Origin of the sequence: Serratia sp. MF1(2023) (genome assembly GCF_030954545.1) — a bacterium.
GTDB classification, from domain to species: domain Bacteria; phylum Pseudomonadota; class Gammaproteobacteria; order Enterobacterales; family Enterobacteriaceae; genus Serratia; species Serratia sarumanii.
The window spans coordinates 100352-127075 of sequence record NZ_JAVHUX010000038.1 but is presented as its reverse complement, the minus strand read 5'-3'; the positions used below and the strand labels follow the sequence as shown (position 1 = coordinate 127075).

General features: G+C 59.5%; 27 protein-coding genes. 15 read left to right on the top strand and 12 right to left on the bottom strand.

Annotated features, from left to right (window positions below; genetic code table 11):
• The first annotated feature begins 274 nt into the window (after window positions 1–274).
• Window positions 275–592 (top strand): met regulon transcriptional regulator MetJ, encoded by a 318-nt coding sequence (metJ, locus tag REA38_RS18425; RefSeq protein ID WP_006317756.1) that lies wholly within the window; start codon window positions 275–277, stop codon window positions 590–592.
• A gap of 77 nt (window positions 593–669) precedes the next feature.
• Here the strand turns inward: metJ and rpmE are convergent, their stop codons facing one another.
• The gene (gene rpmE / locus REA38_RS18420; protein WP_004931078.1) at window positions 670–885 is read right to left on the bottom strand and encodes a 50S ribosomal protein L31; all 216 of its coding nucleotides are present in this window, start codon (window positions 883–885) and stop codon (window positions 670–672) included.
• Window positions 886–1084: 199 nt separating this feature from the next.
• On the opposite strand from rpmE, the gene priA reads away from it, so the two are divergent.
• The 7 genes from priA to rraA all read left to right on the top strand — a co-directional run bounded on the left by priA (window position 1085) and on the right by rraA (window position 9153).
• Entirely contained in the window at window positions 1085–3280 is a 2196-nt protein-coding gene (gene priA, locus REA38_RS18415; RefSeq protein WP_033654545.1) for a primosomal protein N', read from the top strand.
• A gap of 291 nt (window positions 3281–3571) precedes the next feature.
• Window positions 3572–4600 (top strand): DNA-binding transcriptional regulator CytR, encoded by a 1029-nt coding sequence (gene cytR, locus REA38_RS18410; protein ID WP_004931082.1) that lies wholly within the window; start codon window positions 3572–3574, stop codon window positions 4598–4600.
• Between the two features lie 65 nt (window positions 4601–4665).
• Entirely contained in the window at window positions 4666–5598 is a 933-nt protein-coding gene (gene ftsN, locus REA38_RS18405) for a cell division protein FtsN (RefSeq protein ID WP_041037508.1), read from the top strand.
• A 102-nt stretch (window positions 5599–5700) separates the two neighbouring features.
• The gene (gene hslV / locus REA38_RS18400; protein ID WP_004931085.1) at window positions 5701–6231 is read left to right on the top strand and encodes an ATP-dependent protease subunit HslV; all 531 of its coding nucleotides are present in this window, start codon (window positions 5701–5703) and stop codon (window positions 6229–6231) included.
• Between the two features lie 12 nt (window positions 6232–6243).
• Window positions 6244–7578: an HslU--HslV peptidase ATPase subunit gene (hslU, locus tag REA38_RS18395; RefSeq protein ID WP_060423742.1), complete on the top strand. Its 1335-nt coding sequence runs from the start codon at window positions 6244–6246 to the stop codon at window positions 7576–7578.
• 96 nt (window positions 7579–7674) lie between these two features.
• Window positions 7675–8592, top strand: coding sequence for a 1,4-dihydroxy-2-naphthoate polyprenyltransferase (locus REA38_RS18390; protein ID WP_033636436.1), 918 nt, complete (start codon window positions 7675–7677; stop codon window positions 8590–8592).
• 75 nt (window positions 8593–8667) lie between these two features.
• The gene (gene rraA, locus REA38_RS18385; protein WP_004931090.1) at window positions 8668–9153 is read left to right on the top strand and encodes a ribonuclease E activity regulator RraA; all 486 of its coding nucleotides are present in this window, start codon (window positions 8668–8670) and stop codon (window positions 9151–9153) included.
• A gap of 60 nt (window positions 9154–9213) precedes the next feature.
• Here rraA and zapB read toward each other — a convergent pair whose 3' ends face one another.
• Window positions 9214–9453 carry a septal ring assembly protein ZapB gene (gene zapB, locus REA38_RS18380; RefSeq protein ID WP_004931092.1) on the bottom strand — a complete coding sequence of 80 codons (240 nt, stop codon included), beginning with the start codon at window positions 9451–9453 and terminating at the stop codon, window positions 9214–9216.
• A gap of 524 nt (window positions 9454–9977) precedes the next feature.
• Here zapB and REA38_RS18375 point away from each other — a divergent pair.
• From REA38_RS18375 to glpX, 3 genes are all read left to right on the top strand, one after another.
• The gene (locus REA38_RS18375) at window positions 9978–10823 is read left to right on the top strand and encodes an MIP/aquaporin family protein (protein ID WP_004931095.1); all 846 of its coding nucleotides are present in this window, start codon (window positions 9978–9980) and stop codon (window positions 10821–10823) included.
• Window positions 10824–10865: 42 nt separating this feature from the next.
• On the top strand, window positions 10866–12374 hold the full coding sequence (gene glpK / locus REA38_RS18370) for a glycerol kinase GlpK (RefSeq protein WP_033649890.1): 1509 nt from the start codon (window positions 10866–10868) through the stop codon (window positions 12372–12374).
• A 128-nt stretch (window positions 12375–12502) separates the two neighbouring features.
• Window positions 12503–13513, top strand: a complete 1011-nt coding sequence (gene glpX / locus REA38_RS18365; protein ID WP_033654536.1) for a class II fructose-bisphosphatase — start codon at window positions 12503–12505, stop codon at window positions 13511–13513.
• A 192-nt stretch (window positions 13514–13705) separates the two neighbouring features.
• Here the strand turns inward: glpX and emrD are convergent, their stop codons facing one another.
• A complete protein-coding gene (emrD, locus tag REA38_RS18360; protein WP_033649888.1) occupies window positions 13706–14890 on the bottom strand; it encodes a multidrug efflux MFS transporter EmrD in 1185 nt (394 codons plus the stop codon).
• Between the two features lie 297 nt (window positions 14891–15187).
• On the opposite strand from emrD, the gene REA38_RS18355 reads away from it, so the two are divergent.
• Together REA38_RS18355 and fpr are read left to right on the top strand one after the other, a co-directional pair.
• Complete coding sequence (locus tag REA38_RS18355) at window positions 15188–15799, top strand: HTH domain-containing protein (protein ID WP_308886389.1); 612 nt, start codon at window positions 15188–15190, stop codon at window positions 15797–15799.
• A gap of 3 nt (window positions 15800–15802) precedes the next feature.
• Window positions 15803–16549 carry a ferredoxin--NADP(+) reductase gene (gene fpr / locus REA38_RS18350; RefSeq protein ID WP_033636442.1) on the top strand — a complete coding sequence of 249 codons (747 nt, stop codon included), beginning with the start codon at window positions 15803–15805 and terminating at the stop codon, window positions 16547–16549.
• Between the two features lie 11 nt (window positions 16550–16560).
• Here the strand turns inward: fpr and REA38_RS18345 are convergent, their stop codons facing one another.
• A complete protein-coding gene (locus REA38_RS18345; protein WP_033639143.1) occupies window positions 16561–16980 on the bottom strand; it encodes a DUF805 domain-containing protein in 420 nt (139 codons plus the stop codon).
• A 199-nt stretch (window positions 16981–17179) separates the two neighbouring features.
• Between REA38_RS18345 and REA38_RS18340 the strand changes: the two genes are divergently transcribed.
• Window positions 17180–17764 carry a DUF1454 family protein gene (locus REA38_RS18340; RefSeq protein ID WP_033636444.1) on the top strand — a complete coding sequence of 195 codons (585 nt, stop codon included), beginning with the start codon at window positions 17180–17182 and terminating at the stop codon, window positions 17762–17764.
• A gap of 127 nt (window positions 17765–17891) precedes the next feature.
• Entirely contained in the window at window positions 17892–18659 is a 768-nt protein-coding gene (tpiA, locus tag REA38_RS18335; RefSeq protein ID WP_308886387.1) for a triose-phosphate isomerase, read from the top strand.
• Between the two features lie 65 nt (window positions 18660–18724).
• On the opposite strand, the gene REA38_RS18330 is transcribed toward tpiA, so the two are convergent.
• The 8 genes from REA38_RS18330 to REA38_RS18295 form a co-directional block, all read right to left on the bottom strand.
• Window positions 18725–19714 carry a sulfate ABC transporter substrate-binding protein gene (locus REA38_RS18330; RefSeq protein WP_033636447.1) on the bottom strand — a complete coding sequence of 330 codons (990 nt, stop codon included), beginning with the start codon at window positions 19712–19714 and terminating at the stop codon, window positions 18725–18727.
• Between the two features lie 186 nt (window positions 19715–19900).
• Window positions 19901–20863 (bottom strand): 6-phosphofructokinase, encoded by a 963-nt coding sequence (pfkA, locus tag REA38_RS18325; RefSeq protein ID WP_004931116.1) that lies wholly within the window; start codon window positions 20861–20863, stop codon window positions 19901–19903.
• A gap of 231 nt (window positions 20864–21094) precedes the next feature.
• On the bottom strand, window positions 21095–21997 hold the full coding sequence (gene fieF, locus REA38_RS18320; protein WP_033654534.1) for a CDF family cation-efflux transporter FieF: 903 nt from the start codon (window positions 21995–21997) through the stop codon (window positions 21095–21097).
• A gap of 202 nt (window positions 21998–22199) precedes the next feature.
• On the bottom strand, window positions 22200–22418 hold the full coding sequence (locus tag REA38_RS18315; RefSeq protein ID WP_033643461.1) for a DNA-binding transcriptional regulator: 219 nt from the start codon (window positions 22416–22418) through the stop codon (window positions 22200–22202).
• Window positions 22419–22497: 79 nt separating this feature from the next.
• On the bottom strand, window positions 22498–23667 hold the full coding sequence (locus REA38_RS18310) for a phage late control D family protein (RefSeq protein ID WP_308886386.1): 1170 nt from the start codon (window positions 23665–23667) through the stop codon (window positions 22498–22500).
• Window positions 23664–24149 carry a phage tail protein gene (locus tag REA38_RS18305; protein ID WP_033652271.1) on the bottom strand — a complete coding sequence of 162 codons (486 nt, stop codon included), beginning with the start codon at window positions 24147–24149 and terminating at the stop codon, window positions 23664–23666. Before REA38_RS18305 ends, REA38_RS18310 begins: the two co-directional genes overlap by 4 nt.
• A 12-nt stretch (window positions 24150–24161) precedes the next feature.
• Entirely contained in the window at window positions 24162–26609 is a 2448-nt protein-coding gene (locus REA38_RS18300; protein WP_308886385.1) for a phage tail tape measure protein, read from the bottom strand.
• Window positions 26602–26721, bottom strand: a complete 120-nt coding sequence (locus REA38_RS18295) for a GpE family phage tail protein (protein ID WP_071796738.1) — start codon at window positions 26719–26721, stop codon at window positions 26602–26604. Before REA38_RS18295 ends, REA38_RS18300 begins: the two co-directional genes overlap by 8 nt.
• Window positions 26722–26724: the final 3 nt, after the last annotated feature.

Sequence of the window (26724 nt, the reverse complement as noted above, 5' to 3'; positions counted from 1 at the left end):
AGGCCTAAAGAGTAATCGCAGGATTGATAGACGTCAATACATCTGGACATCTAAACTTCTCTGCGTATAGATTGAGCAATGGCACAATACCCGCTAAAATTATGCCGATATGACATGACGATAAGATGTTAAGCCGCAATGCCTGGCCGAGGCGGGGCATTCAGTGACCCTGGTCGCGTAAAATTGACATTTATTTAGTGAGAACAGTGAAGATCGGGCATAATTGGCCGGTTTTTAGAATTTTGTAATTTTTCTGACAAAGTTAAGGTGTCCCATGGCTGAGTGGAACGGCGAGTATGTCAGCCCTTACGCTGAACACGGTAAAAAAAGCGAGCAAGTCAAAAAGATCACGGTATCCATTCCGCTGAAGGTCCTGAAAATCCTCACCGACGAACGGACCCGTCGCCAGGTGAACAACCTGCGCCACGCCACCAACAGCGAACTGCTGTGCGAAGCGTTTCTGCATGCCTTTACCGGCCAGCCGCTGCCGAACGATGAAGACCTGCGCAAAGAGCGCAGCGATGAAATTCCGGAAGCCGCGAAAGTGTTGATGCGCGAACTGGGTGTCGATCCCGATACCTGGGAATATTGAGAACCGCCCGGCGAACGCCGGCGGCAGAAACGAAAAAAGGCGCCAAAGGCGCCTTTTTCATCGGACGATAAGAAATCTTATTTCTTAGCGCCTGGTACGCTGAAACGCTTGTTGAAGCGGTCAACGCGGCCACCGGTAGCAACGTCACGCTGCTTGCCAGTGTAGAACGGGTGGCATGCGCCACAAACGTCCAGGTTCAGATCGTGGCCCACGGTGGAGCGGATCTTCATCACGTTACCGCAAGAGCAGTTAGCAGTAACTTCTTCGTATTTTGGGTGGATACCTTGTTTCATGGGAAACCTCAGTTAAGGCCGTGTCGCTATCCAGCCCTGTTTCGCCAGACACCACACGTGGTTGATAATAGAATTTTGGTATCGAATTATACCAAAGGCGGCAAATTATACAGCATTAGCCGGGGCGCGCAATCGGAACCGTACATTTGCCGATGCGCCGTGTAAACTGATGCCCACTTTTTTCAATTTGGATGAGATCATGCCCGTCGTACACGTTGCCTTGCCGGTCCCCCTCGCCCGCACCTTCGACTATCTGCTGCCGCCCGGCATGCAGCCGGTGGCCGGCGCGCGCGTGGGCGTGCCCTGGGGCAGGCAGCATGCGATCGGCATCGTCACCGGCTGCAGCGACACCAGTGAACTGCCGCTGGACAAGCTCAAACCGATCGACAGCGTGATCGACGCCGAATCGCTGTTCTCCCCCAGCCTGTGGCGCATCCTGCGCTGGGCCAGCGATTACTATCACTACCCCATCGGCGAAGTGCTGTTCCATGCGCTGCCGATCCTACTGCGGCAAGGCAAACCGGCCGAGGCCGCGCCGCTGTGGCAATGGTTCGCCACCGAAGAGGGGCGCGCCACCCCGCCCGAAAGCCTGAAACGCGCGCCGAAACAGCAGCAGGCGCTCGCGGCGCTGCTGCAACGCCCGGTCTATCGCCACCAGGTCAGCCAGCTTGAGCTGACGGAAAGCGCCCTGCAGGCGCTGCGCGCCAAAGGGCTGATCGATCTGCGCGCTCAGGTCGCGGATACGCACGACTGGCGCCCCAACTTCGCAGTGCTCGGCGAGCGGCTGCGGCTGAACACCGAGCAGGCTACCGCCGTCGGGGCGATCAGAAGCGAGGATGAGCAGTTCGCCGCCTGGCTGTTGGCGGGAGTAACCGGCTCCGGCAAGACCGAAGTCTACCTCAGCGTGCTGGAAAACGTGCTGGCCAAAGGCCGACAGGCGCTGGTGCTGGTGCCGGAAATCGGCCTGACGCCGCAAACCATCGCCCGCTTTCGCGAGCGCTTCAACGCGCCGGTAGACGTGCTGCACTCCGGGCTGAACGACAGCGAACGACTGGCGGTTTGGCTGCGCGCGCGCAGCGGCGAAGCCGCCATCGTCATCGGCACCCGCTCGGCGCTGTTCACGCCGTTCCGTCAGCTGGGCGTGATCATCATCGACGAAGAGCACGACAGCTCTTATAAACAGCAGGAAGGCTGGCGCTACCACGCCCGCGATCTGGCGGTGTTCCGCGCCCGGGAAGAGGACATCCCGATGGTAATGGGCTCCGCTACCCCGGCATTGGAAACGCTGCACAACGTGCAGCTGGGTAAATATCGCCAGCTGAAGCTCACCCAGCGCGCAGGCAACGCCAAACCGGCGGCGCAGCACCTGATCGATCTGAAGGGGCTGCCGCTGAAGGTCGGCCTGTCGCAGCCGCTGCTGAAGAGCATGCAGCACCATTTAAAAGCCGGCAATCAGGTGATGCTGTTCCTCAACCGCCGCGGTTACGCTCCGGCGCTGCTGTGCCACGAGTGCGGCTGGATAGCCGAATGCCAGCGCTGCGATCACTATTACACCTTCCACCAGCACCAGCGCCAGTTGCGCTGCCACCACTGCGACAGCCAGCGGCCGGTGCCGCACCAGTGCCCACAGTGCGGCTCCACCCACCTGGTGTCGGTCGGCGTCGGCACCGAACAGCTGGAGCAGGAGCTGGCGCCGCTGTTCCCCGACACGCCGATCACCCGCATCGATCGCGACACCACCAGCCGCAAAGGGGCGCTGGAGCAGCACCTGGCGGATATTCATCGCGGCGAAGCGCGCATTCTGATCGGCACGCAGATGCTGGCCAAGGGCCACCATTTTCCCGACGTCACGCTGGTGGCGTTGCTGGACGTGGACGGCGCGCTGTTCTCCGCCGACTTCCGCTCCGCCGAGCGTTTCGCTCAGCTGTATACCCAGGTCTCCGGGCGGGCCGGCCGCGCGGGCAAACAGGGTGAAGTGCTGCTGCAAACCCACCATCCGGAGCACCCGCTGCTGCAGGTACTGCTGCAACAGGGTTACGACGCCTTCGCCAAACAGACGCTGGCGGAGCGCAACAGCGTGTTTCTGCCGCCTTACACCAGCCACATCATCGTGCGCGCCGAAGATCACGACAACCAGCAGGCCCCGCTGTTCCTGCAGCAGCTGCGCAACCTGCTGGAAGCCAGCCCGCTGAAGGACGATTCGCTGTGGGTGATGGGCCCGGTGCCGGCGCTGCAGTCCAAACGCGGCGGCCGTTTCCGCTGGCAGCTGCTGCTGCAGCACCCGACGCGGCGCGTCCTGCAACAGCTGATGAAAAGCTCGCTGCCGCTGATCGGCACCCTGCCGCAAACGCGCAAGGTGAAATGGACGCTGGATGTCGATCCGATCGACAGCTGATCCCGGAAAAGTCCGATTTAGCTGCCGCAGTGCAAACGTTTACCCTTGAAATTGCGAGCGAACGCTAAAAAACCTTCTCAGGTCACATTTTTTATGCAAATTAGGTAACAAAGGCGGGGCGTATTCTGTTTAGAATGTCTGCGAGGGCAAATTTTGTCGCCACATCGCAGCGCGACGGAGTGCCCGAACGCGAGTGGCGCTCAATGACAACAATTTCGCCACCGCATGCCGGACATTGTGAGCAAACAGCAGTAGTGGCGTCGGCATGGGGCTGACGCAAGGAGAAAGGCGTTGGAACACAAGAAAGAGTTATCCATGGCGACCATGAAAGACGTCGCCGAAATGGCGGGCGTTTCAACGGCTACCGTATCGCGTGCGCTGATGAACCCGGAAAAGGTGTCAACGCCGACGCGCCAGAAAGTGGAACAGGCCGTCCTGGCCGTGGGTTATTCTCCTCATGCTCTGTCACGCAATATCAAGCGCAACGAATCCCGCACCATCCTGGTGATCGTGCCCGACATCTGCGATCCGTTTTTCGCCGATGTGATCCAGGGGATCGAACAGACCGCCGCCCAACAAGGCTATCTGGTGCTGATCGGCGACTGCGCGCAGCAAAACCAGCAGGAGCGCACCTTCGTCAATCTGATCATCACCAAACAGATCGACGGCATGCTGCTGCTGGGCTCCAACCTGCCGTTCGACGCCAGCAAGGAAGAGCAGCGCAACCTGCCGCCGATGGTGATGGCCAACGAGTTCGCTCCCGAGCTGGAACTGCCGACGGTGCACATCGACAACCTGACCGCCGCCTTTGAAGCCGTGCATTATTTGCATCAATTGGGCCACCGGCAGATCGCCTGCGTCGCCGGGCCGGAACAGATGCCGCTGAGCCATTATCGGCTGCAGGGTTACGTTCAAGCGCTACGTCGTAATGGCATTACCGTCGAAAGCAGCTATATTACCCGGGGTGATTTTACCTACGAAGCCGGCGCGCAAGCGCTGACGGCACTGATGGCTCAGCCGAAACCGCCGACGGCGGTATTCTGCCACAGCGACGTCATGGCGATCGGCGTGCTGTCCCAGGCGAAGAAAATGGGGCTGCGGGTGCCGCAGGATCTGTCGATCGTCGGCTTTGACGACCTCAAGCTGGCGCAGTATTGCGATCCGCCGCTGACCACGGTGGCGCAGCCGCGCTTCCAGATCGGCCAGCAGGCGATGTTGTTGCTGTTGGAGCAGTTGAACGGCCAGACGGTGGCCAGCGGCTCCCGGCTGTTGGACAGTGAATTGATTATCAGAGGCAGCACCGCTGCCCCGAAACGCTAGTCAAATATTTTAGGGTTCAGTAACATGACGGACTTATCCTTTCATCAGGACACAGCGGAATAATAGTGGCACAAAAAGACTATGTAAGCCGTGGGCGCGCAGCAGGAGCTAAGCGTAAAACCCCCAGCCGTAAAAAACGCAGTTCTCCGAAGGTTTCCAAAACCGTGCTGGCGTTAGCCGCCGCGTTGCTGGTTGTCTTTGTCGGTGGCCTCTATTTCATTACGCACAACAAGCCGGAAGACGCGCCGTTGTTGCCTGCGCACACCACGCGCCCCGGCAACGGCCTGCCGCCGAAGCCCGAAGAGCGCTGGCGCTACATCAAAGAGCTGGAAAACCGGCAGATCGGCGTGCAAACCCCGACCGAACCGACGGCCGGCGGCGAGCTCAATTCCAAAACTCAGCTGACCGCCGAACAGCGGCAGCTGCTGGAACAGATGCAGGCCGACATGCAGCAGCGCCCGACGCAGCTGAACGAAGTGCCGTATAACGATCCGGGCCAGGCCAACGCGCGCAGCACTCGCCAGCAGCAGATGCAACAACAGCAAATGCAGCAGCAGCCGGTGCAGCAACAGCAGCAGGTCAGCCAGCCGCCGCGCAACCCGTTCAACAACGGGGCCACCACCGCGCCGGTGCAGCCGCACCCGCAGCCAAAACCGACTACCCAGCAACCGGTGCAGGTGAAACAGCCTGAGCCGAAGCCGCAACCGAAACCGGAGCCCAAACCGGAAGTGAAACAGGAAACGGCCAAGCAGGAAACCAAACCGGAATCAAAACAGAAGTGGATGGTGCAATGCGGTTCGTTCCGCGCCACCGATCAGGCTGAATCCGTGCGTGCGCGCCTGGCGTTCGAAGGCATCGAGAGCCGCATCACCGCCGGCGGCGGTTGGAATCGCGTGGTGCTCGGCCCGTACAGCAGCCGCGCCGCCGCGGACAAAACCCTTTCGCGCCTGAAGGGCGTCGGCATGTCGAGTTGCATTCCCCTCTCCGTTGGGGGTTGAAAAGCGTCAATCCCCCCCCATCTATACTCTCAATATGCCTCGTAGCGTCTGCGAAAGCAGGCGCTGCGGGGGCTTCTTTCCGTCTTTAACGAGGGTCTGCTCGTGACAACAATTGTAAGCGTACGCCGCAACGGCCAGGTCGTCATCGGTGGTGATGGCCAGGCAACCCTGGGTAATACGGTGATGAAGGGTAACGTCAAGAAAGTGCGTCGCCTGTATAACGACAAAGTGATCGCCGGTTTCGCCGGTGGCACCGCTGACGCCTTCACGCTGTTTGAACTGTTTGAACGCAAACTGGAAATGCATCAGGGCCACCTGGTGAAAGCCGCCGTCGAGCTGGCGAAAGACTGGCGCACCGACCGTATGCTGCGCAAGCTCGAAGCGCTGCTGGCGGTCGCCGATGAAACCGCTTCGCTGATCATCACCGGCAACGGCGATGTGGTGCAGCCGGAAAACGATCTGATCGCCATCGGCTCCGGCGGCCCTTACGCTCAGGCCGCAGCCCGCGCCATGTTGGAAAATACCGAGCTGAGCGCCCGCGACATCGTTGAGAAATCCCTCAACATCGCCGGCGACATCTGTATTTACACCAACCATTTCCACACCATTGAAGAATTGCCTTCCAAAGCGTAAGGATCGAATACCATGTCTGAAATGACCCCGCGCGAGATCGTCAGCGAACTGGACAGCTATATCATTGGCCAAAACAAGGCCAAACGCGCTGTCGCCATTGCCCTGCGCAACCGCTGGCGCCGGATGCAGCTCAACGAGATGCTGCGTCACGAAGTGACCCCGAAAAACATTCTGATGATCGGCCCGACCGGCGTCGGTAAAACCGAAATCGCCCGCCGTCTGGCGAAGCTGGCCAACGCGCCGTTCATCAAGGTTGAAGCCACCAAGTTCACCGAAGTGGGCTATGTGGGCAAAGAAGTGGACTCCATCATCCGCGATCTGACCGATGCCGCCATCAAAATGGTGCGCATGCAGTCGATCGAGAAAAACCGCACCCGTGCCGAAGAGTTGGCCGAAGAGCGCATTCTCGACGTGCTGATCCCGCCGGCCAAAAACAACTGGGGCCAGCCGGAAGAAAATCAGGAACCGTCCGCCGCCCGCCAGGCATTCCGCAAGAAACTGCGCGAAGGCCAGCTGGATGACAAAGAGATCGAAATCGATCTGGCCGCCGCGCCGATGGGCGTGGAAATCATGGCGCCTCCGGGCATGGAAGAGATGACCAACCAGCTGCAGTCGATGTTCCAGAACCTCGGCGGCCAGAAGCAAAAGCCGCGCAAGCTGAAGATAAAAGAAGCCTTCAAGCTGCTGGTGGAAGAAGAAGCCGCCAAGCTGGTGAACCCGGAAGAGCTGAAAGAGCAGGCGATCGAAGCGGTTGAACAGCACGGCATCGTGTTTATCGACGAGATCGACAAAATCTGTAAGCGCGGCGGCCAAAGCTCCGGCCCGGACGTCTCGCGCGAAGGCGTGCAGCGCGATCTGCTGCCGCTGGTGGAAGGCTGCACCGTGTCCACCAAGCACGGTATGGTGAAGACCGACCACATCCTGTTCATCGCTTCCGGCGCGTTCCAGACCGCCAATCCGTCGGATCTGATCCCGGAGCTGCAGGGCCGTCTGCCGATCCGCGTTGAGCTGCAGGCGCTGACCACCGAAGACTTCGAGCGCATCCTGACCGAGCCGAGCGCGTCGCTGACCGAGCAGTACAAAGCGCTGATGGGCACCGAAGGCGTCAACATCGAGTTCACCGCCGACGGCATCCGCCGCATCGCCGAAGCCGCGTGGCAGGTCAACGAAAGCACCGAGAACATCGGCGCGCGTCGTCTGCACACCGTGCTTGAGCGTCTGATGGAAGATATTTCCTACGAGGCGAGTGAAATTAATGGCCAATCCATTACAATTGATGCGGATTACGTGCGCAGTCATCTGGATGAACTGGTGGCGGATGAAGATTTGAGTCGTTTTATCCTATAATCGCTCAATCTTTGTCTTGTCAGTCATCTGTGTGGGAGGCATTGCCTCCCACAATTATTTCTAACGGACACCGCAACTTACTGACAGAAGCGAAACATGAGCTCATCGACCCCCACCACCCCGATCTCCGCCTGGCTGGAAAGTCTACGCCCCCGCACCCTGCCGTTGGCCTTTGCCTCCATCGTGGTCGGTTCGGCAATCGCCGCCTGGCACGGCAGCCTGAAACCCGAAGTGGCGCTGCTGGCGCTGTTGACTGCCGGCCTGCTGCAGATCCTCTCCAATCTGGCGAACGACTACGGCGATGCCGTCAAAGGCAGCGACAAAGAAGATCGCATCGGGCCCTTGCGCGGCATGCAAAAAGGCATGATCACCCAGGCACAGATGAAACGGGCGCTGGTGGTGACGGTGGTACTGATCGCCCTCGCCGGCTGTTCGCTGATCGCCGTCGCCTGCGAGCAACCCAGCGACGTGGTGGGCTTCCTGGTGCTGGGCGGGCTGTCTATCGTGGCGGCCATCACCTATACCGTCGGCAACAAGCCCTACGGGTATTTGGGGCTGGGCGACATCTCGGTGCTGGTATTCTTCGGCTGGCTGAGCGTAGCCGGCACCTACTATCTGCAAACGCACACCTTCGACAGCGTCGTGATGCTGCCGGCCACCGCCTGCGGCCTGCTGGCGACGGCGGTGCTCAACATCAACAATCTGCGCGATATCGAGAGCGATCGCGAAAACGGCAAGAACACGCTGGCGGTGCGTCTCGGCCCGCACAAGGCGCGCATTTACCATGCCCTGCTGCTCGGCGGCGCGGTGCTGTGTTTCGCGCTGTTTACGCTGTTCAATCTCCACAGCCCGTGGGGCTGGCTGTTCGTGCTGGCGATCCCGCTGCTGGTGCGCCACGGCCTGCGCGTACTGCGCGATCCGACGCCGGTCGGCATGCGGCCGATGCTGGAGCACATGGTCAAGGCGGCGTTGCTGGCCAACCTGCTGTTCGCCATCGGCGTGGCGCTCAGTTAAAAACTGATGATTTTGCCAACAGGGCGAATAAAGGGATATACTGAACATTCCAGCGGCAAACAGACGTAAAATCCTATGAAATACGATACTTCCGAACTTTGCGACATCTATCATGAAGAGGTGAACGTTGTTGAACCTCTGTTCTCCAATTTTGGCGGGCGTACTTCATTTGGCGGGCAGATCACCACGGTGAAATGCTTTGAGGATAACGGCCTGTTGTTCGATCTGCTTGAAGAAAACGGCCGCGGCCGTGTGCTGTTGGTCGACGGCGGCGGTTCGGTACGCCGGGCGCTGATCAACGCCGAACTGGCGCGCCTGGCCGCCCAGAACGAATGGGAAGGCATCGTGGTGTACGGCGCGGTGCGTCAGGTGGACGATCTGGAAGAGCTCGACATCGGCATTCAGGCGATGGCGGCGATCCCGGCGGGCGCGGTAAGCGAAGGCGTGGGGGAAAGCGATATCCGCGTCAACTTCGGTGGCGTCACCTTCTTCTCCGGCGATCACCTGTATGCCGACAACACCGGCATCATCCTCTCCGAAGACCCGCTCGACATCGAGTGATTTTCGGTCATGAAAAAGGGCGCCGCAGGCGCCCTTTTCGTTGCTGCCTGGCGTGAGGAATCAGACCTCTTCCATTTTGCCCAGCAGAGCGCGCAGGCGATCTTGCCATACGTGCTGTTCTTCTTTCAGCTGTTGGTTTTCGCGCACCAGCGCTTCGTGGTTGCCGGAGGCAGCCTGAACTTCCTGCGACAGAGAGTTGTTTTTGTCTTTCAGCTCTTCAATTTCCATCTGCAACAAGGTGATGGTATCAATCGCCTGCTGTACTTTTGCTTCCAGTTTCTCAAATACTTCAAATGACATGCTTCAGTCCCCTCATGATAGCAAGGCGTACATCTATAAGTAGCGGCCGCAACGTCGGCTGCAGCTACTGCGAATATTGCATCGCGCTCAGTGACGCGCGCCGTTATGGAAGGCGCGCCAGTCTCGATTCGTTAAAAACGATTGTAAGTAGCCAGTCTCCGCCTGTCTAGCAACATACCGGATCATCGCGCAGTCTGTTGCAATTTTCCTGCCTCCGCCATCAGCAAAAACTGAAAATCCCCGCCGCCGCCGCCGCGAGTTGTTAACGCCCCTCGCCAAACCACTGGTCAGATCACACTTTTATGGCTCAGAAAGAACACTAAACGACGCGAAATCGCTCAATTTTATGACGAGCTACACACATTTTGATTTCGCTATTTCTCGTTTATGTTCGTTAACGATAAATTTACATCACGTCCTCATTCAATAATTGGACGAGATGAAAAAAACTGTGCCCATAGGTCAGATGTATACCTAACTGAGCCTATAAACCAACAACCGCCGTTTTGCAGGACAACAACATTATGAGCCAAACCACCAGTCCGACATTAAAAGGCCAGTGCATCGCCGAGTTCCTCGGCACGGCGCTGCTGATCTTCTTTGGCGTAGGCTGCGTTGCCGCGCTGAAACTGGCGGGCGCCAGCTTCGGCCAGTGGGAAATCAGCATCATTTGGGGCCTGGGCGTCGCCATGGCCATCTATCTGACCGCCGCCATTTCCGGCGCGCATCTCAACCCCGCGGTCACCCTCGCTCTGTGGCTGTTCGCCTGCTTCGACGGGCGCAAAGTGGTGCCTTACATCATTGCGCAGATCGCCGGTGCCTTCTGCGCCGCCGCCCTGGTCTATGGGCTGTACTACAACCTGTTCTTCGACTTCGAAGCGGCTCACCACATGGTGCGCGGCAGCAACGAAAGCCTCGAGCTGGCCGGCATCTTCTCGACTTACCCTAACGCGCATATCTCCGTCGGCCAGGCCTTCCTGGTAGAAATGGTGATCGCCGCCATTCTGATGTGCCTGATCCTGGCGCTGACCGACGACGGCAACGGCATCCCGCGCGGCCCGCTGGCGCCGCTGCTGATCGGTATTCTGATTGCCGTGATCGGCGCCTCCATGGGACCATTGACCGGCTTTGCGTTGAACCCGGCGCGTGACTTCGGGCCGAAACTGTTCGCCTACCTGGCCGGCTGGGGCAAAGTCGCCTTCACCGGCGCACGCGACATCCCGTACTTCCTGGTGCCGATCTTCGCCCCTATCGTCGGCTGTGGCCTGGGCGCTTTCGGTTACCGCGCGCTGATTGGCCGCCACCTGCCGTGCGACGTCTGCGTGACGGAAGAAGAGCCCGACGCCAAGACCCAGCAGCGCAAAGCATGATGGGTGCAGTTTTACACGGTTAACAACAGCAGGATAATTACCATGACTGTAGAAAAAAAATACATTGTCGCACTCGACCAAGGGACCACCAGCTCACGCGCCGTCGTGCTCGATCACGACGCCAACATCGTTGCGGTATCGCAGCGCGAATTCCCGCAGATCTATCCCAAGGCCGGCTGGGTTGAGCACGACCCGATGGAAATCTGGGCGTCGCAAAGTTCGACGCTGGTAGAAGTGCTGGCGAAAGCCGACATCAGTTCCGATCAGATCGCCGGCATCGGCATCACCAACCAGCGCGAAACCACCATCGTCTGGGAAAAAGAGACCGGCAAGCCGATTTACAACGCCATCGTCTGGCAGTGCCGCCGCACCGCCGACATCTGCGAGAAACTCAAGCGCGACGGCCTGGAAGAGTACATCCGTCACAATACCGGCCTGGTGGTTGACCCGTACTTCTCCGGCACCAAGGTGAAGTGGATCCTGGACAACGTCGAAGGCGCCCGCGAGCGCGCCAAGCGCGGCGAACTGCTGTTCGGCACCGTCGACACCTGGCTGGTGTGGAAAATGACCCAGGGGCGCGTACACGTCACCGATTACACCAACGCCTCACGCACCATGATGTTCAACATCCACGAGCTGGACTGGGATGAACGCATGCTGGAAGTGCTGGATATCCCGCGCGCCATGCTGCCGAAAGTCCGTCCTTCCTCCGAGGTGTACGGCCAGACCAACATCGGCGGTAAGGGCGGTACGCGTATTCCTATCGCCGGTATCGCCGGTGACCAGCAGGCGGCGCTGTACGGCCAGCTGTGCGTTCAACCGGGCATGGCGAAGAACACCTACGGCACCGGCTGCTTCCTGCTGATGAACACCGGCAAAGAAGCGGTGCGTTCGAAAAACGGCCTGCTGACCACCATCGCCTGCGGCCCGCGCGGCGAAGTGAACTATGCGCTGGAAGGCGCGGTGTTCATCGGCGGTGCGTCTATCCAGTGGCTGCGCGACGAGCTGAAACTGATCAGCGACGCCGCCGACTCCGAATACTTCGCCACCAAGGTGAAAGACAGCAACGGCGTCTATGTGGTGCCGGCCTTCACCGGCCTGGGCGCCCCTTACTGGGATCCGTACGCCCGCGGTGCCATCTTCGGGCTGACACGTGGCGCCAACAGCAACCACATCATCCGCGCCACGCTGGAATCCATCGCTTTCCAGACCCGTGACGTGCTGGACGCCATGCAGGCCGACGCCAACACCCGCCTGCAATCGCTGCGCGTGGACGGCGGCGCGGTCGCCAACAACTTCCTGATGCAGTTCCAGTCCGATATTCTCGGCACTCGCGTAGAACGCCCTGAAGTGCGTGAATCGACGGCGCTGGGCGCCGCGTTCCTGGCGGGCCTGGCCATCGGCTACTGGAACGATCTGGATGAAGTGAAGAGCAAAGCGGTGATTGAACGCGAATTCCGCCCAAGCATCGAAACCACCGAACGCAACTACCGCTACGGCGGCTGGAAAAAAGCGGTGGCTCGCGCTCAGGCGTGGGAAGATCACGAGTAATTCCGAAGCTGCCGTTTCTCCAACAAGCGCTGCCTGCGGGCGGCGCTTTTTTTTGCCCCGCCCCGCCGCCGCCGCGCTGTGATAGACTTTGCCGATATTTTCTTCCCTTTCTCACAGACAGGTTTGCCATGAAACGTGAATTAGCCATCGAATTTTCCCGCGTTACCGAAGCCGCCGCGCTGGCGGGCTACAAATGGCTGGGACGCGGCGACAAGAACGCCGCCGACGGCGCGGCGGTCCACGCCATGCGCATCATGCTTAACAACGTGGATATCGATGGGCGCATCGTGATCGGCGAAGGCGAGATCGACGAAGCGCCGATGCTGTATATCGGCGAACAGGTCGGCACCGGCCAGGGCGACGCGGTCGACATCGCGGTCGATCCGATCGAAGGCACCCGCATGACCGCCATGGGCCAGTCCAATGCGCTGGCGGTATTGGCGGTGGGCGATCGCGGCACCTTCCTGCACGCGCCGGACATGTACATGGAGAAGCTGGTGGTCGGCCCGGCGGCGCGCGGCGCCATCGATCTCAACCTGCCGCTGGCGGAGAATCTGCAGAACGTCGCCGCCCGGCTGGGCAAACCGCTGTCGCAGCTGACGGTGATCGTTTTGGCCAAACCGCGCCACGACGGCGTCATCGCGCAGATGCAGCAGCTCGGCGTGCGGGTGTTCGCCATTCCTGACGGCGACGTGGCGGCCTCCATTCTCACCTGCATGCCGGAAAGCGAGGTCGATGTGATGTATGGCATCGGCGGCGCGCCGGAAGGGGTGATCTCAGCCGCGGTGATCCGCGCGCTGGACGGCGACATGCAGGCGCGTTTGCTGCCGCGCCATGAGGTGAAAGGCGACAGCGCCGAGAACCGCCGCATCGGCGAACAGGAGCTGGCGCGCTGCCGGGAGATGGGTATCGAAGCCGGTCAGGCGCTACGTCTGGATCAGATGGCGCACAACGACAACGTGATCTTCTCCGCCACCGGCATCACCAAGGGCGATCTGCTGGAGGGCATCAGCCGCCAGGGCAATATGGCCACGACCGAAACGTTGCTGATCCGCGGCAAGTCGCGCACCATCCGCCGCATCCGTTCAACCCACTATCTGGATCGTAAAGACCCGGCGCTGCACGAGTTTTTGCTGTAACGAAACAGGGCGCCGAATGGCGCCCTGATGATTGATGACAAACCTCATGACCTTGCCGGGTTGGCAGAGAGCAACGAATAGAAAACCAGGAAAATCAATTTATTGATTTTCGGCTGATAACCACAAAGGGGGAAAAATCACGCTTTTTCCCCCTTTGTCAACTGCATGAGGGCGCCGAATGGCGCCCTGTCGTTATGCGGTATGCCCCTGATGTTGCATCCGGTTGGACAGCGGCCACCAGCACAGCAGGATCAGCAGCGCCATCGCGAACATCAGCAATCCGAGGCTGAACTGCCCGGTTTGCGGCAGCATGGCGGAAAGCCAGGTCGCAAGCCCCGATCCCATATTCTGCATGCCGCCCACCAATGCGCCCGCCGCGCCGGCCAGGTAAGGGAACGGCTCCATCGCCCCGGTGGTCGCCAGCGGGAACAGCATGCCGGCGCCGAAGAAGAACAGTGCGGCCGGCACGATCAGCGTCCAGATGTTCATCACGCCGAACCAGCCCGGGATCCACATCATCGCCCCCGCCAACAGGCAGCTAATCACCGAATGCCACATCAGCGTGTGGAAGGTCTTGCCGTCGCGCCCGGCGTACCAGGCGCCGAAAAACGCCGCCGGGATCGGCAGAATGAACAGGATGCTGACGGTCAGACCGCTCAGCCCCAACACGCCGCCCATCAACACGCCGCAGCTGGCCTCGAATACCGCAATGCCCGCCAGCGCGCCGATCAGCATCACCAGATAGCAACTGAAGGTGCTGTCAGCCAGCAGCTGGCGGAAACTGGCCAGCATGCGGCGTTTTTCCGTTTGCACCGGGCGGGTTTCCGGCAGCCAGCGGAACATGGCGAAAGCGACGCAGGCGCACAGCGCCAGCAGGAAGGCGTAGCTGGCACGCCAGCCGAACACCATCGCCAATGCGCCGCCGATCACCGGCGCCAGCAGCGGGCTGACCAAAATCCCCATATTCAGCAGGCTGTTGGCATAGCGCAGCGCGGTGCCGGCATACAGATCGCGCGGCATGGTGCGCGCCATCACGCCCGCCACGCCGGTGCCCATCCCCTGAATGGCGCTGGCGGCGACCAGCATCGTCAGGTTAGTGGACAGCAGCGCGCCCAGCGCGCCGATCAGGAAGATCATCATGCCGGTCAGGATCACCGGACGACGCCCGATACGATCCGATATCGGCCCGTAAATCAGCTGGGAGAAACCGTAGGTCAGCAGATACGCCGCCATCACCCGTTGCACGGCGCCGGTGCGAACCGACAGATCGTGGGCGATATCAGCAATAACGGGAACATAAATGGTTTGCGCCATCTGGCCGACGGCGACCAACAGGATAAGCATCACCAGCAGGTGAAAATTCTCTAGTTTTCTCATTATCTTCGTTAACGTTTCAACTCGTCACAGCGTCCCGGAATGGCCGTTGCAGCAGCCAGAACGGCGAGCAGCCCTCTATGGCGGCATAAACTAATCAAATCTGATTTTTTTAGCGAGTTTCAGGCAGATATTGATCCAGGTCACACTGGCAGCAAACCCGACCAGGCTCGTAAATTAAACTGTACGTCTAACGCTTTGGAGTTAAAAACAGCGCCCTTGCAGTAGCCGCGCTTTAGCATTTAATCGATAATCCTTTTCATCAACTTGAAATAAAATAACACCATAGGGATTTGGTTCATGAAAACACCTGAGCTGATTTTATTGCAGTTAAAGGCTCTCGGCCCGCACTCGGCCAAAATGCTGGCGGAGCGTCTGGACATCACGCCAATGGGCATCCGACAACATCTGCAATCCCTGGAAAAACGTGAGTTGGTTTGTTACGAAGAAGCGCGCAGCAAGGTCGGCCGCCCGACGCGCTACTGGTCGCTGACCGAGCGAGGGCATGCCTTTACGGCCGCCGACCAGGAGCGGTTGCGGGCATCCGCGCTGCAGCTGTTTGGCGGCGCCGGGGTGGAACCGTTGCTCAGCGCGCGCGAAGAGCAGCTTTATCTGCGTTATGCCGAAGAGCTGTCCGCCGAGCGTAGCCACCATGATCGGTTAGCCCGACTGGTGCGCCTGCGGCAACATGACGGTTACATGGCTGAATTGCTCGACCACCCGCACGGCGCGCCGCTGGTGGAAAACCACTGCCCGATCGGCGTGGCCGGCTCCAGCTGCAGTAGCCTGTGCAATTCCGAGCTGCAGCTGTTTCACCGCCTGTTCGGCAACGACTACCGGGTAGAGCGCACCGCGCACGCCATTTCCGGCTCACGACATTGTGCTTATTTGATTCGACCACGGGAGCTTTAGAGTATGGCTGAATGGGTAAACGGCAAGGTTACGCAGGTAAAACAATGGACCGACGGGCTGTTCAGCCTGGTGGTCAATGCCCCTATCGATCCTTTCACCGCCGGGCAATTCGCCAAGCTGGCGCTGGAGATCGACGGCGAACGGGTGCAGCGCGCCTACTCCTACGTCAATGCCCCCGACGACGCCAATCTGGAGTTCTATCTGGTCACCGTGCCGGAAGGCAAACTGAGCCCGCGCCTCAATCAACTGCAGCCGGGCTCGGACGTGATGGTAACCAAAGAAGCCGCCGGCTTCTTCGTGCTGGACGAGGTGCCCGACTGCGACACGCTGTGGATGCTGGCGACCGGCACCGCCATCGGCCCCTATTTATCGATTCTGCAGCAGGGCATCGGGCTGGAGCGCTTCAACAACCTGGTGCTGGTGCACGCCGCGCGCTTTGCGCGTGACCTGAGCTACCTGCCGCTGATGCAGCAACTGCAGCAGCGCTACAACGGCAAGCTGCGCATCCAGACCGTCGTCAGCCGCGAAGAGGCGCCCGGTTCATTGACCGGCCGCGTACCGGCGCTGATCGAGGACGGCCGGTTGGAAGCGGCGATCGGCTTGACCATCGACGCCGAAACCAGCCACGTGATGCTGTGCGGCAACCCACAAATGGTGCGGGACACCCAGCAAACGCTGAAAGACCACCGCCAGATGCGCAAGCACCTGCGCCGCAAGCCGGGCCACATCACCAGCGAACACTACTGGTAACCCGAAGGGGATCAGCGGAACTTCACCGGTTCGGCTTCCGGGCCGAACCGGTTATCTCCCGGCGTGCCGACGAAGGCCCCCAGATCGATCATCATCATCACGATAATCAGCGTCGGAATGAAACGCCCCACGCCCCATTGCCAGATCGGCGCCAGCATCTGCCAGTTCCCCGCCGCCAGCATCCACGCCAGGATCAGCAGCAGCGCCCACCAGCCGGCCTTGTTGCGATCGTGCAGGCGCTTGACCAGCACCGCCGCCGTCGGCCACAGCAACGCCACGATAAAGAAGGCGATGGATTGGATGGCGATCAGCTGATAATTGGCCAGCGTAAACGCCGCCGCCATCAGCGCCAGCCACAGCCCCATCCAGATCCAGAAGTCGCGCCGCCCGATGCGGCCCTTAAAAGAAAAACACCACTGTTGTAACGTCATCGATTCCTGCGCTCTAAGCCTGCCCATATTCTGCGCCGCAGTGTAACATAGGCGCTGCCGGGCCGAGTTTTCCGCCTTGCATAACGCGGTGCGCCGCACAGCTTTCTCGTCAGCGAACCGATAATGGCGTGGGATCTTTGACAAGCCCCGCGGGTTATCGCTTTAATCGGAGCCATCTTTGTCCTTGATGCCATACGCCATGCTGAGAAAAACCCTCGTCATCGCCTGCCTGCTGCAGGCGGCCGCCAGCGCCTGGGCCGATCCGCCGCCCACCGAAGCGACGCCCGCCGCACCTTACCTGCTGGCCGGGGCGCCGACGTTCGATCTGACGGTGGTCAAATTCCGCGAAAAATACAACCGCGACAACCCGAAGCTGCCGATTGGCGAATTCCGCGCCATTCCCGCCGCCGAAGACGATTCGCCGCTGCTGACGCGCGCCGCCAGCAAACTCAACGAAAACCTGTACGCCTCCACCGCGCTGGAGAAAGGCACCGGTAAAATCAAAACGTTGCAGATCACTCACCTGCCGCTACAGCAGGCCAATGAAGAAAAAGCCGCGCGCGCCATCGCCATCAGCTACATGGCGGCGCTGATGCGCCAGTTCGAACCGGCGTTGACGGTGGAACAGAGCCAGAACAAGGTGAACAGCCTGCTGGAAAAAGGCAAAGGATCGCGCTTTTACCAACAGCAGGTCGGCGCCATTCGCTATGTCGTTTCGGACAACGGCGATAAAGGCGTAACCTTCGCGGTTGAACCGATTAAGCTGGCGCTTTCCGAGCCGTAACGGCGCGGCATTTAATGACGAAAAGCAAAGCCTTCGCGCTTAATGATCTCTATACTGTTGGGCAGGTAAACTGCCGGTCCGGCAGTTGTCATTTCGACTCTCGCGTTCCCTAGTTGGAGGAAAAAACATGCGTCATCCATTAGTTATGGGTAACTGGAAGCTTAACGGCAGCACCCACATGGTCAACGAACTGATCGCCGGCCTGCGCAATGAGCTGAGCAGCGTTGACGGCTGTGGCGTCGCCATCGCCCCGCCGGTGATGTATCTGGATCAGGCCAAGCACGCGCTGGCCGGCAGCCGCATCGCGCTGGGCGCGCAGAACGTGGACGTTAACCTGTCCGGCGCCTTCACCGGTGAAGTTTCCGCCAACATGCTGAAAGACGTCGGTGCCCAGTACATCATCATCGGCCACTCCGAGCGCCGCACCTACCACAAAGAAAGCGACGAAGTCATCGCCGAGAAATTCGCCGTGCTGAAAGAAGCCGGCCTGATCCCGGTGCTGTGCATCGGTGAAACCGAAGCGGAAAACGCCGCGGGCAAAAACGAAGAAGTGTGCGCGCGCCAGATCGACGCCGTGCTGAAAACGCTGGGCGCACCGGCGATGAAAGGCACCGTGATCGCCTATGAGCCGGTCTGGGCCATCGGCACCGGCAAATCCGCTACCCCTGCGCAGGCGCAGGCCGTGCACAAATTTATCCGTGACCACATCGCCAAGCACGATGCCGCGGTTGCCGCTGAAATCATCATCCAGTACGGCGGTTCGGTGAACGACAAGAACGCCGCGGAGCTGTTCTCTCAGCCGGACATCGACGGCGCGCTGGTTGGCGGCGCCTCGCTGAAAGCCGACGCTTTCGCCGTGATCGTCAAAGCCGCTGCCGCAGCGAAAAAAGCCTGATTCCCTTAGGCCTGCCATAAAAAAACCCCGGCTTGCCGGGGTTTTTTATTGCCGCTCAACCGGCATCAGCGTTTGCTTATCTCGTCGAACACGCCGCCGGTGGCGAAGTGCACCTTCTGCGCTTCGGTCCAGCCGCCGAAGGTGTCATCCACGGTGAACAGCTTCAGCTGCGGGAACTGCCCGGCAAACTTGGCCGCCACCGCCGCATCGCGCGGACGGTAATAGTGCTGCGCCGCGATGGTCTGCCCTTCCGGCGAATACAGATACTTCAGGTAGGCGGTCGCCACGTCGCGGGTACCGCGTTTATCGACCACCTTATCCACCACTGACACCGTCGGTTCGGCCAGGATCGATTCGCTCGGCGTAATAATCTCGAACTTGTCTTTGCCGAGCTCTTTCTCCGCCAGCAGCGCTTCGTTTTCCCAGGCGATCAGCACATCGCCGATGCCACGCTCAACGAAGGTGTTGGTCGCGCCGCGCGCGCCGGAATCCAGCACTTCGACGTTCTTGTACAAGTTTTTGACGAAGTCCTGCGCCTTGGCCTTATCGTTGTTGTTGTGGTGCAACGCGTAGCCCCAGGCGGCCAGGTAGTTCCAGCGGGCGCCGCCGGAGGTTTTCGGGTTCGGGGTGATCACCGACACGCCCGGCTTGATCAAATCGGGCCAGTCGTGAATTTGTTTCGGGTTGCCTTTGCGCACCAGGAAGACGATGGTCGAGGTGTAAGGCGCCGAGTTGTCCGGCAGGCGCTTGATCCAGTCTTTCTCGATGCGCCCGCGTTCGGCGATGGCGTCGACGTCATAGGCCAACGCCAGCGTCACCACGTCGGCCTCGATGCCGTTGATCACCGAGGTCGCCTGTTTGCCGGATCCGCCATGCGACTGGCGCACCGTCACCTTGTCGCCGGTTTCCGCCTGATAGTGCTTGCTGAATGCCGTGTTGTAAGCCTGATAGAATTCACGCGTCGGATCGTATGACACGTTCAGCAACTGAATATCCTTCGCCATGGCGCCGGACGCCAACAGCACCAATGTCAGACCTACACCCCATTTACGCATCGACAGGCTCTCCCAGAAAATTAAGCGCAACCTCAATCGGTTGGTTTAGCATCAGAGCCTGCCAGAAACTTTCCCGGCAATTAAAGAATAAAAAATTTTGGGATAGATGATTACGGAATATATCGCCGACGGGCATCAAAAAGCCCCCGCAAGCGGAGGCTCTTTTGTCGTGCGGTGAGCGGCGTATCAGTACAGTTTTTTCGCCGTTTCCAGCCAGTCGCCCTTGAACGGACGCTTCATGTTTTCGATCGCGTCGATGATGTCGTGGTGCACCATTTTTTCGTTCTGGATACCGACGCAGCGGCCGCCGTAGCCCTGTAGCAGCAGCTCGATGGCGTAGGCGCCCATGCGCGAGGCCAGGATGCGGTCGTAGGCAACCGGTGAACCGCCGCGTTGAATGTGGCCCAGCACGGTGGCGCGGGTTTCACGCTTGGTTTCCTGCTCGATGTGGCGCGCCAGCTCATCGATGTCGCAGATGTGCTCGGTGATCGCCACGATGGCGTGTTTTTTACCCTTGGCGATACCGGCCTTGATTTCGCACACCAGATCTTCGCGATTGAATTCGATTTCAGGCAGCACGATGAATTCGCAGCCGCCGGCAATCGCCGCCGCCAGCGTCAGATCGCCGCAGTAACGGCCCATCACTTCCACGATGGAGATACGCTGGTGCGAAGAGGAGGTATCGCGCAGGCGGTCAATCGCTTCCACCACGGTTTCCAGCGCGGTGAAGTAACCGATGGTGTAGTCGGTGCCGGCAACGTCGTTATCGATGGTGCCCGGCAGACCGATGCACGGGAAGCCTTCTTCCGTCAGGCGTTTGGCGCCCATGTAGGAACCGTCGCCGCCGATCACCACCAGCGCGTCGATGCCGCGATTCTTCAGGTTTTCAATCGCCTTGGCGCGCACGTTTTCATCCCTGAACTCCGGGAAGCGGGCAGAGCCGAGGAAGGTGCCGCCGCGGTTGATCATGTCGGATACGCTATAGCGATCCAGCTGCTCCATGCGATCTTCGTACAAGCCAAGGTAGCCATCGTAAATACCAAAAACTTCCAGACCTTCTGAAAGCGCAGAACGCACAACGCCGCGGATTGCAGCGTTCATACCCGGCGAATCACCGCCGCTCGTCAGTACACCGATTTTCTTGATCATGACTACCTCTGAACTGTGTAGATGCAATTTCTTAAGAATTCTGTCTCCGCCGATCGTCTTGAAACCTCTCCGGCTGCAGAAAACCAGCTTTACGGCTTATTGCTGGATATTATATCAAAAACACCCAGCTGAATTGATTCAAGTCACGCAATATAACGGTAAAAATACCGCATGGCACGCTGAGCTAACTCAGATATTCATGATAATACTTCGATCTGTGCCTCTATCTGATTATAGCTCCCAATGCCCCTGCCTACCCGGCGGCACCACGGAGCACGGATCCAGGTGAATGATGACGTCCGCCCCCGCAAAACGGTGCCGCAGCGCCTGTTCCACCTGATCGGCCAACCGGTGCGCCTCGCGCAGCGGCAGCGTGTCTTCCATCTCCAGATGCAGTTGGATGAAACGCGTCGGCCCCGACTGCCGCGTGCGCAGATCGTGCGCGCCTTTCACCCCGGGCCAGGAGGAAACCACCTCGATAATCGCCTGGCGTTCGTCATCCGGCAACGCCCGATCCAGCAGCGACTGCACCGCTTCGTAGCCCATGCGCAGCGCGCTATACAGGATGTAAACGCCGATGCCCAGCGCGAACAGCGCGTCCGCCCTCTGGAAGCCGTACCAGCTTAGCCCAAGAGCGATAAGAATAGCACCATTCATCATGACATCTGACTGATAATGCAGCATATCTGCGCGCACCGCCTGGCTGCGCGTTTTTCTGACCACCCAACGTTGATAGGTGACCAGAATCAGGGTGCTGATCAACGCGATCACCGTCACGACCACCCCAACGCCGGGATCGCGCAGCGTTTGCGGCGCATACAGATGTTGGAAGCCGGTGAGAAACAAAAACAGGGCGGAACCGGAAATAAACATGCTTTGCGCCAGCGCCGCCAGCGACTCCGCTTTGCCGTGGCCAAAAGTGTGCTCGGCATCGGCCGGCTGCAGCGAATAACGCACCACCAGAAGGTTGGTCAGCGAGGCGGCGATATCGACCAGCGAATCTACCAGCGCCGCCAGCAGGCTGACCGAACCGGTGTGGTACCAGGCGACGATTTTGATCAACAGCAGTGACGACGCCAGCGCGGTAGCGGCCAACGCAGCGGACTTTACCAGGCGTGCATAGCGCTGTTCCATCAAGGGATCCCGGTCAAAAGGTGTGGCGCTCAATATAGCGAAATGTCGGATAAAAAAAACCCCGCCATCATGGCGGGGAAGACAGGGATGGTGCCCTAATTTCTTAACTATCCGACTGAGATAAAAGGATTTATCTCTACCAACGTCCACACGTTGACCACATCGAAAAAAAGCCCCGGATTTCCGGGGCTTCTTCGTTCGGTTACATCAACATGCTTTGCTGACCGTAATTGTTTGGGTGCGGCAGTACCGGCACCACATGGCCGGGCTTCATAATGGTGCGCTCGATGGTTTCCATGGTGACAAATGTATGGCTGCAATTGATGTTCTGACACTGGTGATAGCGCTCTTTGGTGTTCTCACTGAGATAACGACTTGAGCGAGCGTGTGCAGCAGTTCCGCAGATATTGCAATGAAACATAATTTATCACCTCCACCATTCAACATTGATAAAGTGATTTTAGACTTTTTATCTTTAATATCAATGAATTATTATCAATTTAATCTTGTTTGATTTCCTCCTCGTACTCCACATCAGAAAGCTTCACCTCAAGCTCTAACGCCGTCGTGTAGCCGCTATCGCTGAGTGAGTGGGTCACCTTAGTGATTGTCCACGCCTGCTCATCTATGACGCGCTTAAACCCCTTCACTGCTACCGGTGTTTCCGGATATAAATCTGCGCGCCCCATGGCGAGACTGATGGAAAACTCCGCAACGCCACGTTGCAACTTGTCCCACTTCGCCAGTGCGGCGCGCATCGCCTGCGCCTTGCTGGCATAGACTGTAGTGATGGCAAACACATTGTCGGCCTCGCCGGTCATGTATTCCCCTTCCCTCGCCTCTTTCAGCTTGGCCGCCGTCTTCTTGGCAGTAACCGGCTTTGCCTTGGGGTGTTGCAGCGCGCGCAGGTGCTGAGGCTTCGGTTTGCGTTTGAGCTTGACCCGCTGCTTTTGCGGCTTCGGGTCTTTGGTGTGCAGCCATTTCGCCGTCACGCCGGTATACGCGGCCCGGTCAGCAATCGCAAATTGATGCCGGTCACCATCACGGCGCTCGATGGTCATCTGCGGTATCGGCTTGCCGCTGGCGGTCACGCCATTACCGGCCCGGATAAATAGCAACCTCCCGGCTTTTATCGACACTTCCGCCCCGTTGCGGCTGGCAAGTCGCGTCAAAAACTTGGCGTCGGACTCCTGCGACTGGTCGATATGCGGAACTTTAATCCCGGCCAGCTCTTTCGCAACGCTGGCGGCCAGCTTGTTCCTCTCGGCAATTTTGCCAATCACCGCACCGAGTGTCGTGTCGTGATAAGACTCTTCCCGGCGGGCATTAAGCGAACCGCGAAAATCAGCGGAGCGAGCGCGAATAGTCAATGTGTCAGGCGTTCCCCGATGCTCTATCTCGTCGACGGTAAAATTGCCTTTGTTGAACAATGGCGCACCCTGCCAGCCAAGATGAAGCGACAGCACTGCGCCCCGGCCGGGCATCATGACCTGACCGTCGGCGTCGTCCAGCTCAATATCCAACTGGTCAGCTTCAAATCCGCGGTTGTCCGAAAGCGTCAGGGAGAGCAGGCGGGCGCTGATATCGTGCGTGATGTCCTTGTCGCCCATTTTGAGCATAAACGCCGGGGCGATGGTTGCCCCGGCATCCAGCGTCATCCCGGTAATCATTGGAACAGCCCTCCCGCCATGTTCCCCGCCTTGGCCGCCAGCTCGCTCACCTGACCGAGCATCCCCTCGGCCTGCGCCTGCAAATCGCCATACATGGCCGTAAAGGATTCATCCACGCGCGTGAGCGTGAGTGTAAACTCGATGCGGCGGGCGCTGCCGGTGGAGAAAAACTCCGTGCGGGTTTCGCTGACGCTGTTCACGACAAACATGCCGTAAATGGTGCCTGTCCCTTCCAGCAGCGGCCACGCCTTGCCCTCGGCCGCCATCGCATCGAGCAGTTGCATCGAGATTTTGCCACCGGTGATTTCGGGCAGCAGTACGCCGGACAGCGTGATTTTTTCCTCGTTCACGCCGAGAAATTGCAGCGCAGGCCGCTGGCCGACGCGGCTGTTTGACGGCCAGCGATAATCCACCGAGCGCGCCAGCGTTTGATACGGCACCGTCTGCAACTGGAATACAAACAGCCCAAGAATCAGCATCATCAGCATATCCCCTTAATCCGTCGCCATATTTGAGCGTTGCGCCGCGCGGCGCTTGCGCTCCCGTTCTTCCACCACGTCCAGCAACATCCGCTTGGTTTCCGCCGCGCTGGCTCCGCCGGGGTGCTGGCTGCCGACGTGGAAATTATTGACGCTGTTATCCACATAGGATTTCCCGCCCCCGGCCGTAACCGGTACATAGCCGCCCGTCAGCAAGCCACCCGACGGGGAATACCCGCGCCCGTTCGCCCCGTTGGCGTAGGGGTTAATTTTCTCCGTATTGACGTCAATATCTGACGTTTCACTTTTTACGAGGCCGAGTTTTTTCAAAATGGTGTCAAGGCCCCTCCCCAGCGCATTAAAAAGCTGAAGCGGCGCGGTCAACACATCAGCCAGTGCCCGACCGAACTCCACCCCGGCATTTTTACAGTTGTCGAGAGTCTCTTTCGTTGACTTCACCGGCGCAATCAGGTCCGTGAACCACTTCCACGCATCCTTTAGCCATGCTCCAAGGGCATCAAACATCGGTTTCAACGGGGAGAACATCTCGCTGACCGGCGCAAATGCGGCCTTTAACCCCTCAATAACGCCGCTGAAAAAGGCGCTGATAGGCTGCCAGTATTTGCGGATCAGCAGCGCACCGGCCACGATGGCCGCACCCACCGCCACAATCGGCCACGTCAGCGCGCCGAGCACCGCCATGATGGCCCCGCCCGCCACGCTAAAGGCCGTCCCCAGCGCGCCAGCAACCGCAATGATACCGTTAATCCCCATGATGACCGGCCACGATGCCAAGCCAATCGCCCCCAGAGTGCCGACAATCGCAAGGCCACCGAGCGCGACTTTTGCCAGCGTCCCGGCAAGCTCTTTGTTGTTTTTGATCCAAAGGTCAATTTTCAGCAGGAATTTTGTCGCGCGGGTTGTCAGCTCACGGAAAGGCGTTTCCAGTTGGTCATACATGTCGATACCGATGGCCTCATAGGCGGACTGAAGCTCTTTCAGGTCCCCGCCGAGGTTGTCCTGCATGACTTTGACCAGCTCCTCCGTCTTGCCGTCAGACTCCCGGAGCAACTTGGTCAGGCGGTCAAGCTTGCCGGAAGCTGCATCCCCCATCAGCACCGCAGCGGCCGACGACGCTTCTTCGCCAAAGATGACTTTCATGTACTCCGCGCGCTGGGCGGTGCCGAGCTTGTTTTTATCGAAGCTCCTTTGCATTTCCTTCAGGATGGTGAACAGCGGCCGCATATTGCCTTTGCGGTCGGCGGTTTTGACGCCCAGCTCGCCCAATGCATCATTCGCCTTACCCATGGGAGCCTGCAACCGGGTAATCACTGCGCGGCTTCCCGTACCGGCCATAGAGCCGGTGATTTTGGCATCCGCCAGCGCCCCGGCAATGGCCGCCGTTTCCTCGACGCTGATACCGGCATTTTTCGCCACCGGCGCGGCATAGGTCAGGGTGTCGCTGAGCCCTTCGAAGTTGGCAGCGCTTTTATTCATGGTCTGTGAAATCACATCACCAATGTGCGCGACTTGGTCGTTTGCCAGCCCAAATGCGGATTTCACCCCCATCAACAGGGTGGCGTTTTCCTCCATGGTTTTACGGTTGGCCAGCGCCATATTGAGCGTGACCGGCGTCGCGGCGGTGATCGCATCTTTGTCGCCGCCCGCTTTGGCAATGATGATTTGCGCCCCGGCAGCGTCATCCGCCGACGCCGCCGTGTTATCACCAAGCTGACGCGCCTGCGTGCGAAGCGCCACCATGTCAGCCGAGTCTTTTGCCACGCCGAGCACGGCCTGTAACTCGGAGTTTTTTTGCGCAAAATCATACCCCGGCGTAAGGAGCTTTTTGGCCGCAAAACCGCCCACGGTTGCCGCACCGACTCCCGCAGCGCCCGCGCCCGCCACACTGCCCGCCAGTTGCTTTCCGGCCTGATAGCGCTGGCTCACTGCGCTGAGTTTTGCCTGCTGCTGGCTGACGCGCGACAACGCCTCCCGCTGGCGGTTGAGCTGGGCGGTGGTCTCACTGATGGAGGATTTCAGGCGGCGCTCGTCGGCGGCGAGGGTGCGGGTGTTAATCCCGGCCTGCGCCAGCTCTTGACGCTGACGCTGCACCGACTGACGCAGCCCGTTATATTTGAGCTGCAACTCGGCGGCCGAGCGTTTGGCCGCCTCCATCAGTTGCGCCTGTGCGCGGGTCGGCTTCTCGGTATTTTTAAACTGCACCGCCAGCGCGGCGGCTTCCTGCTTGGCCTTTGCCAGCGCCTGACCGGTGACGGCAAGCTGCGCGCTCGATTTGCGGAATCCCTCGACGCGCCCGGCCTGTGCGTTCAGTTCTTTGAGGTTTTGCCGGGTGTCGCGGATTTGTGCAGACAGCGATTTACTCGCTGTCTGGATGCTTTTAAACGGGCGGCTCGCTTGGTCAACGGCTTTGAGTAGCACCTGCAACCTGACGTTGTTACTCATTCGTTTGTCCGCTTCGATGGAGCGCTTTGTCGCGCCAGTTGAGGAGTTCTTGCGGTGTCATCGGGTAAAGCTCTGACGGCGGCCAGTGAAAAATCGTCGCGATATCCGCCATCAG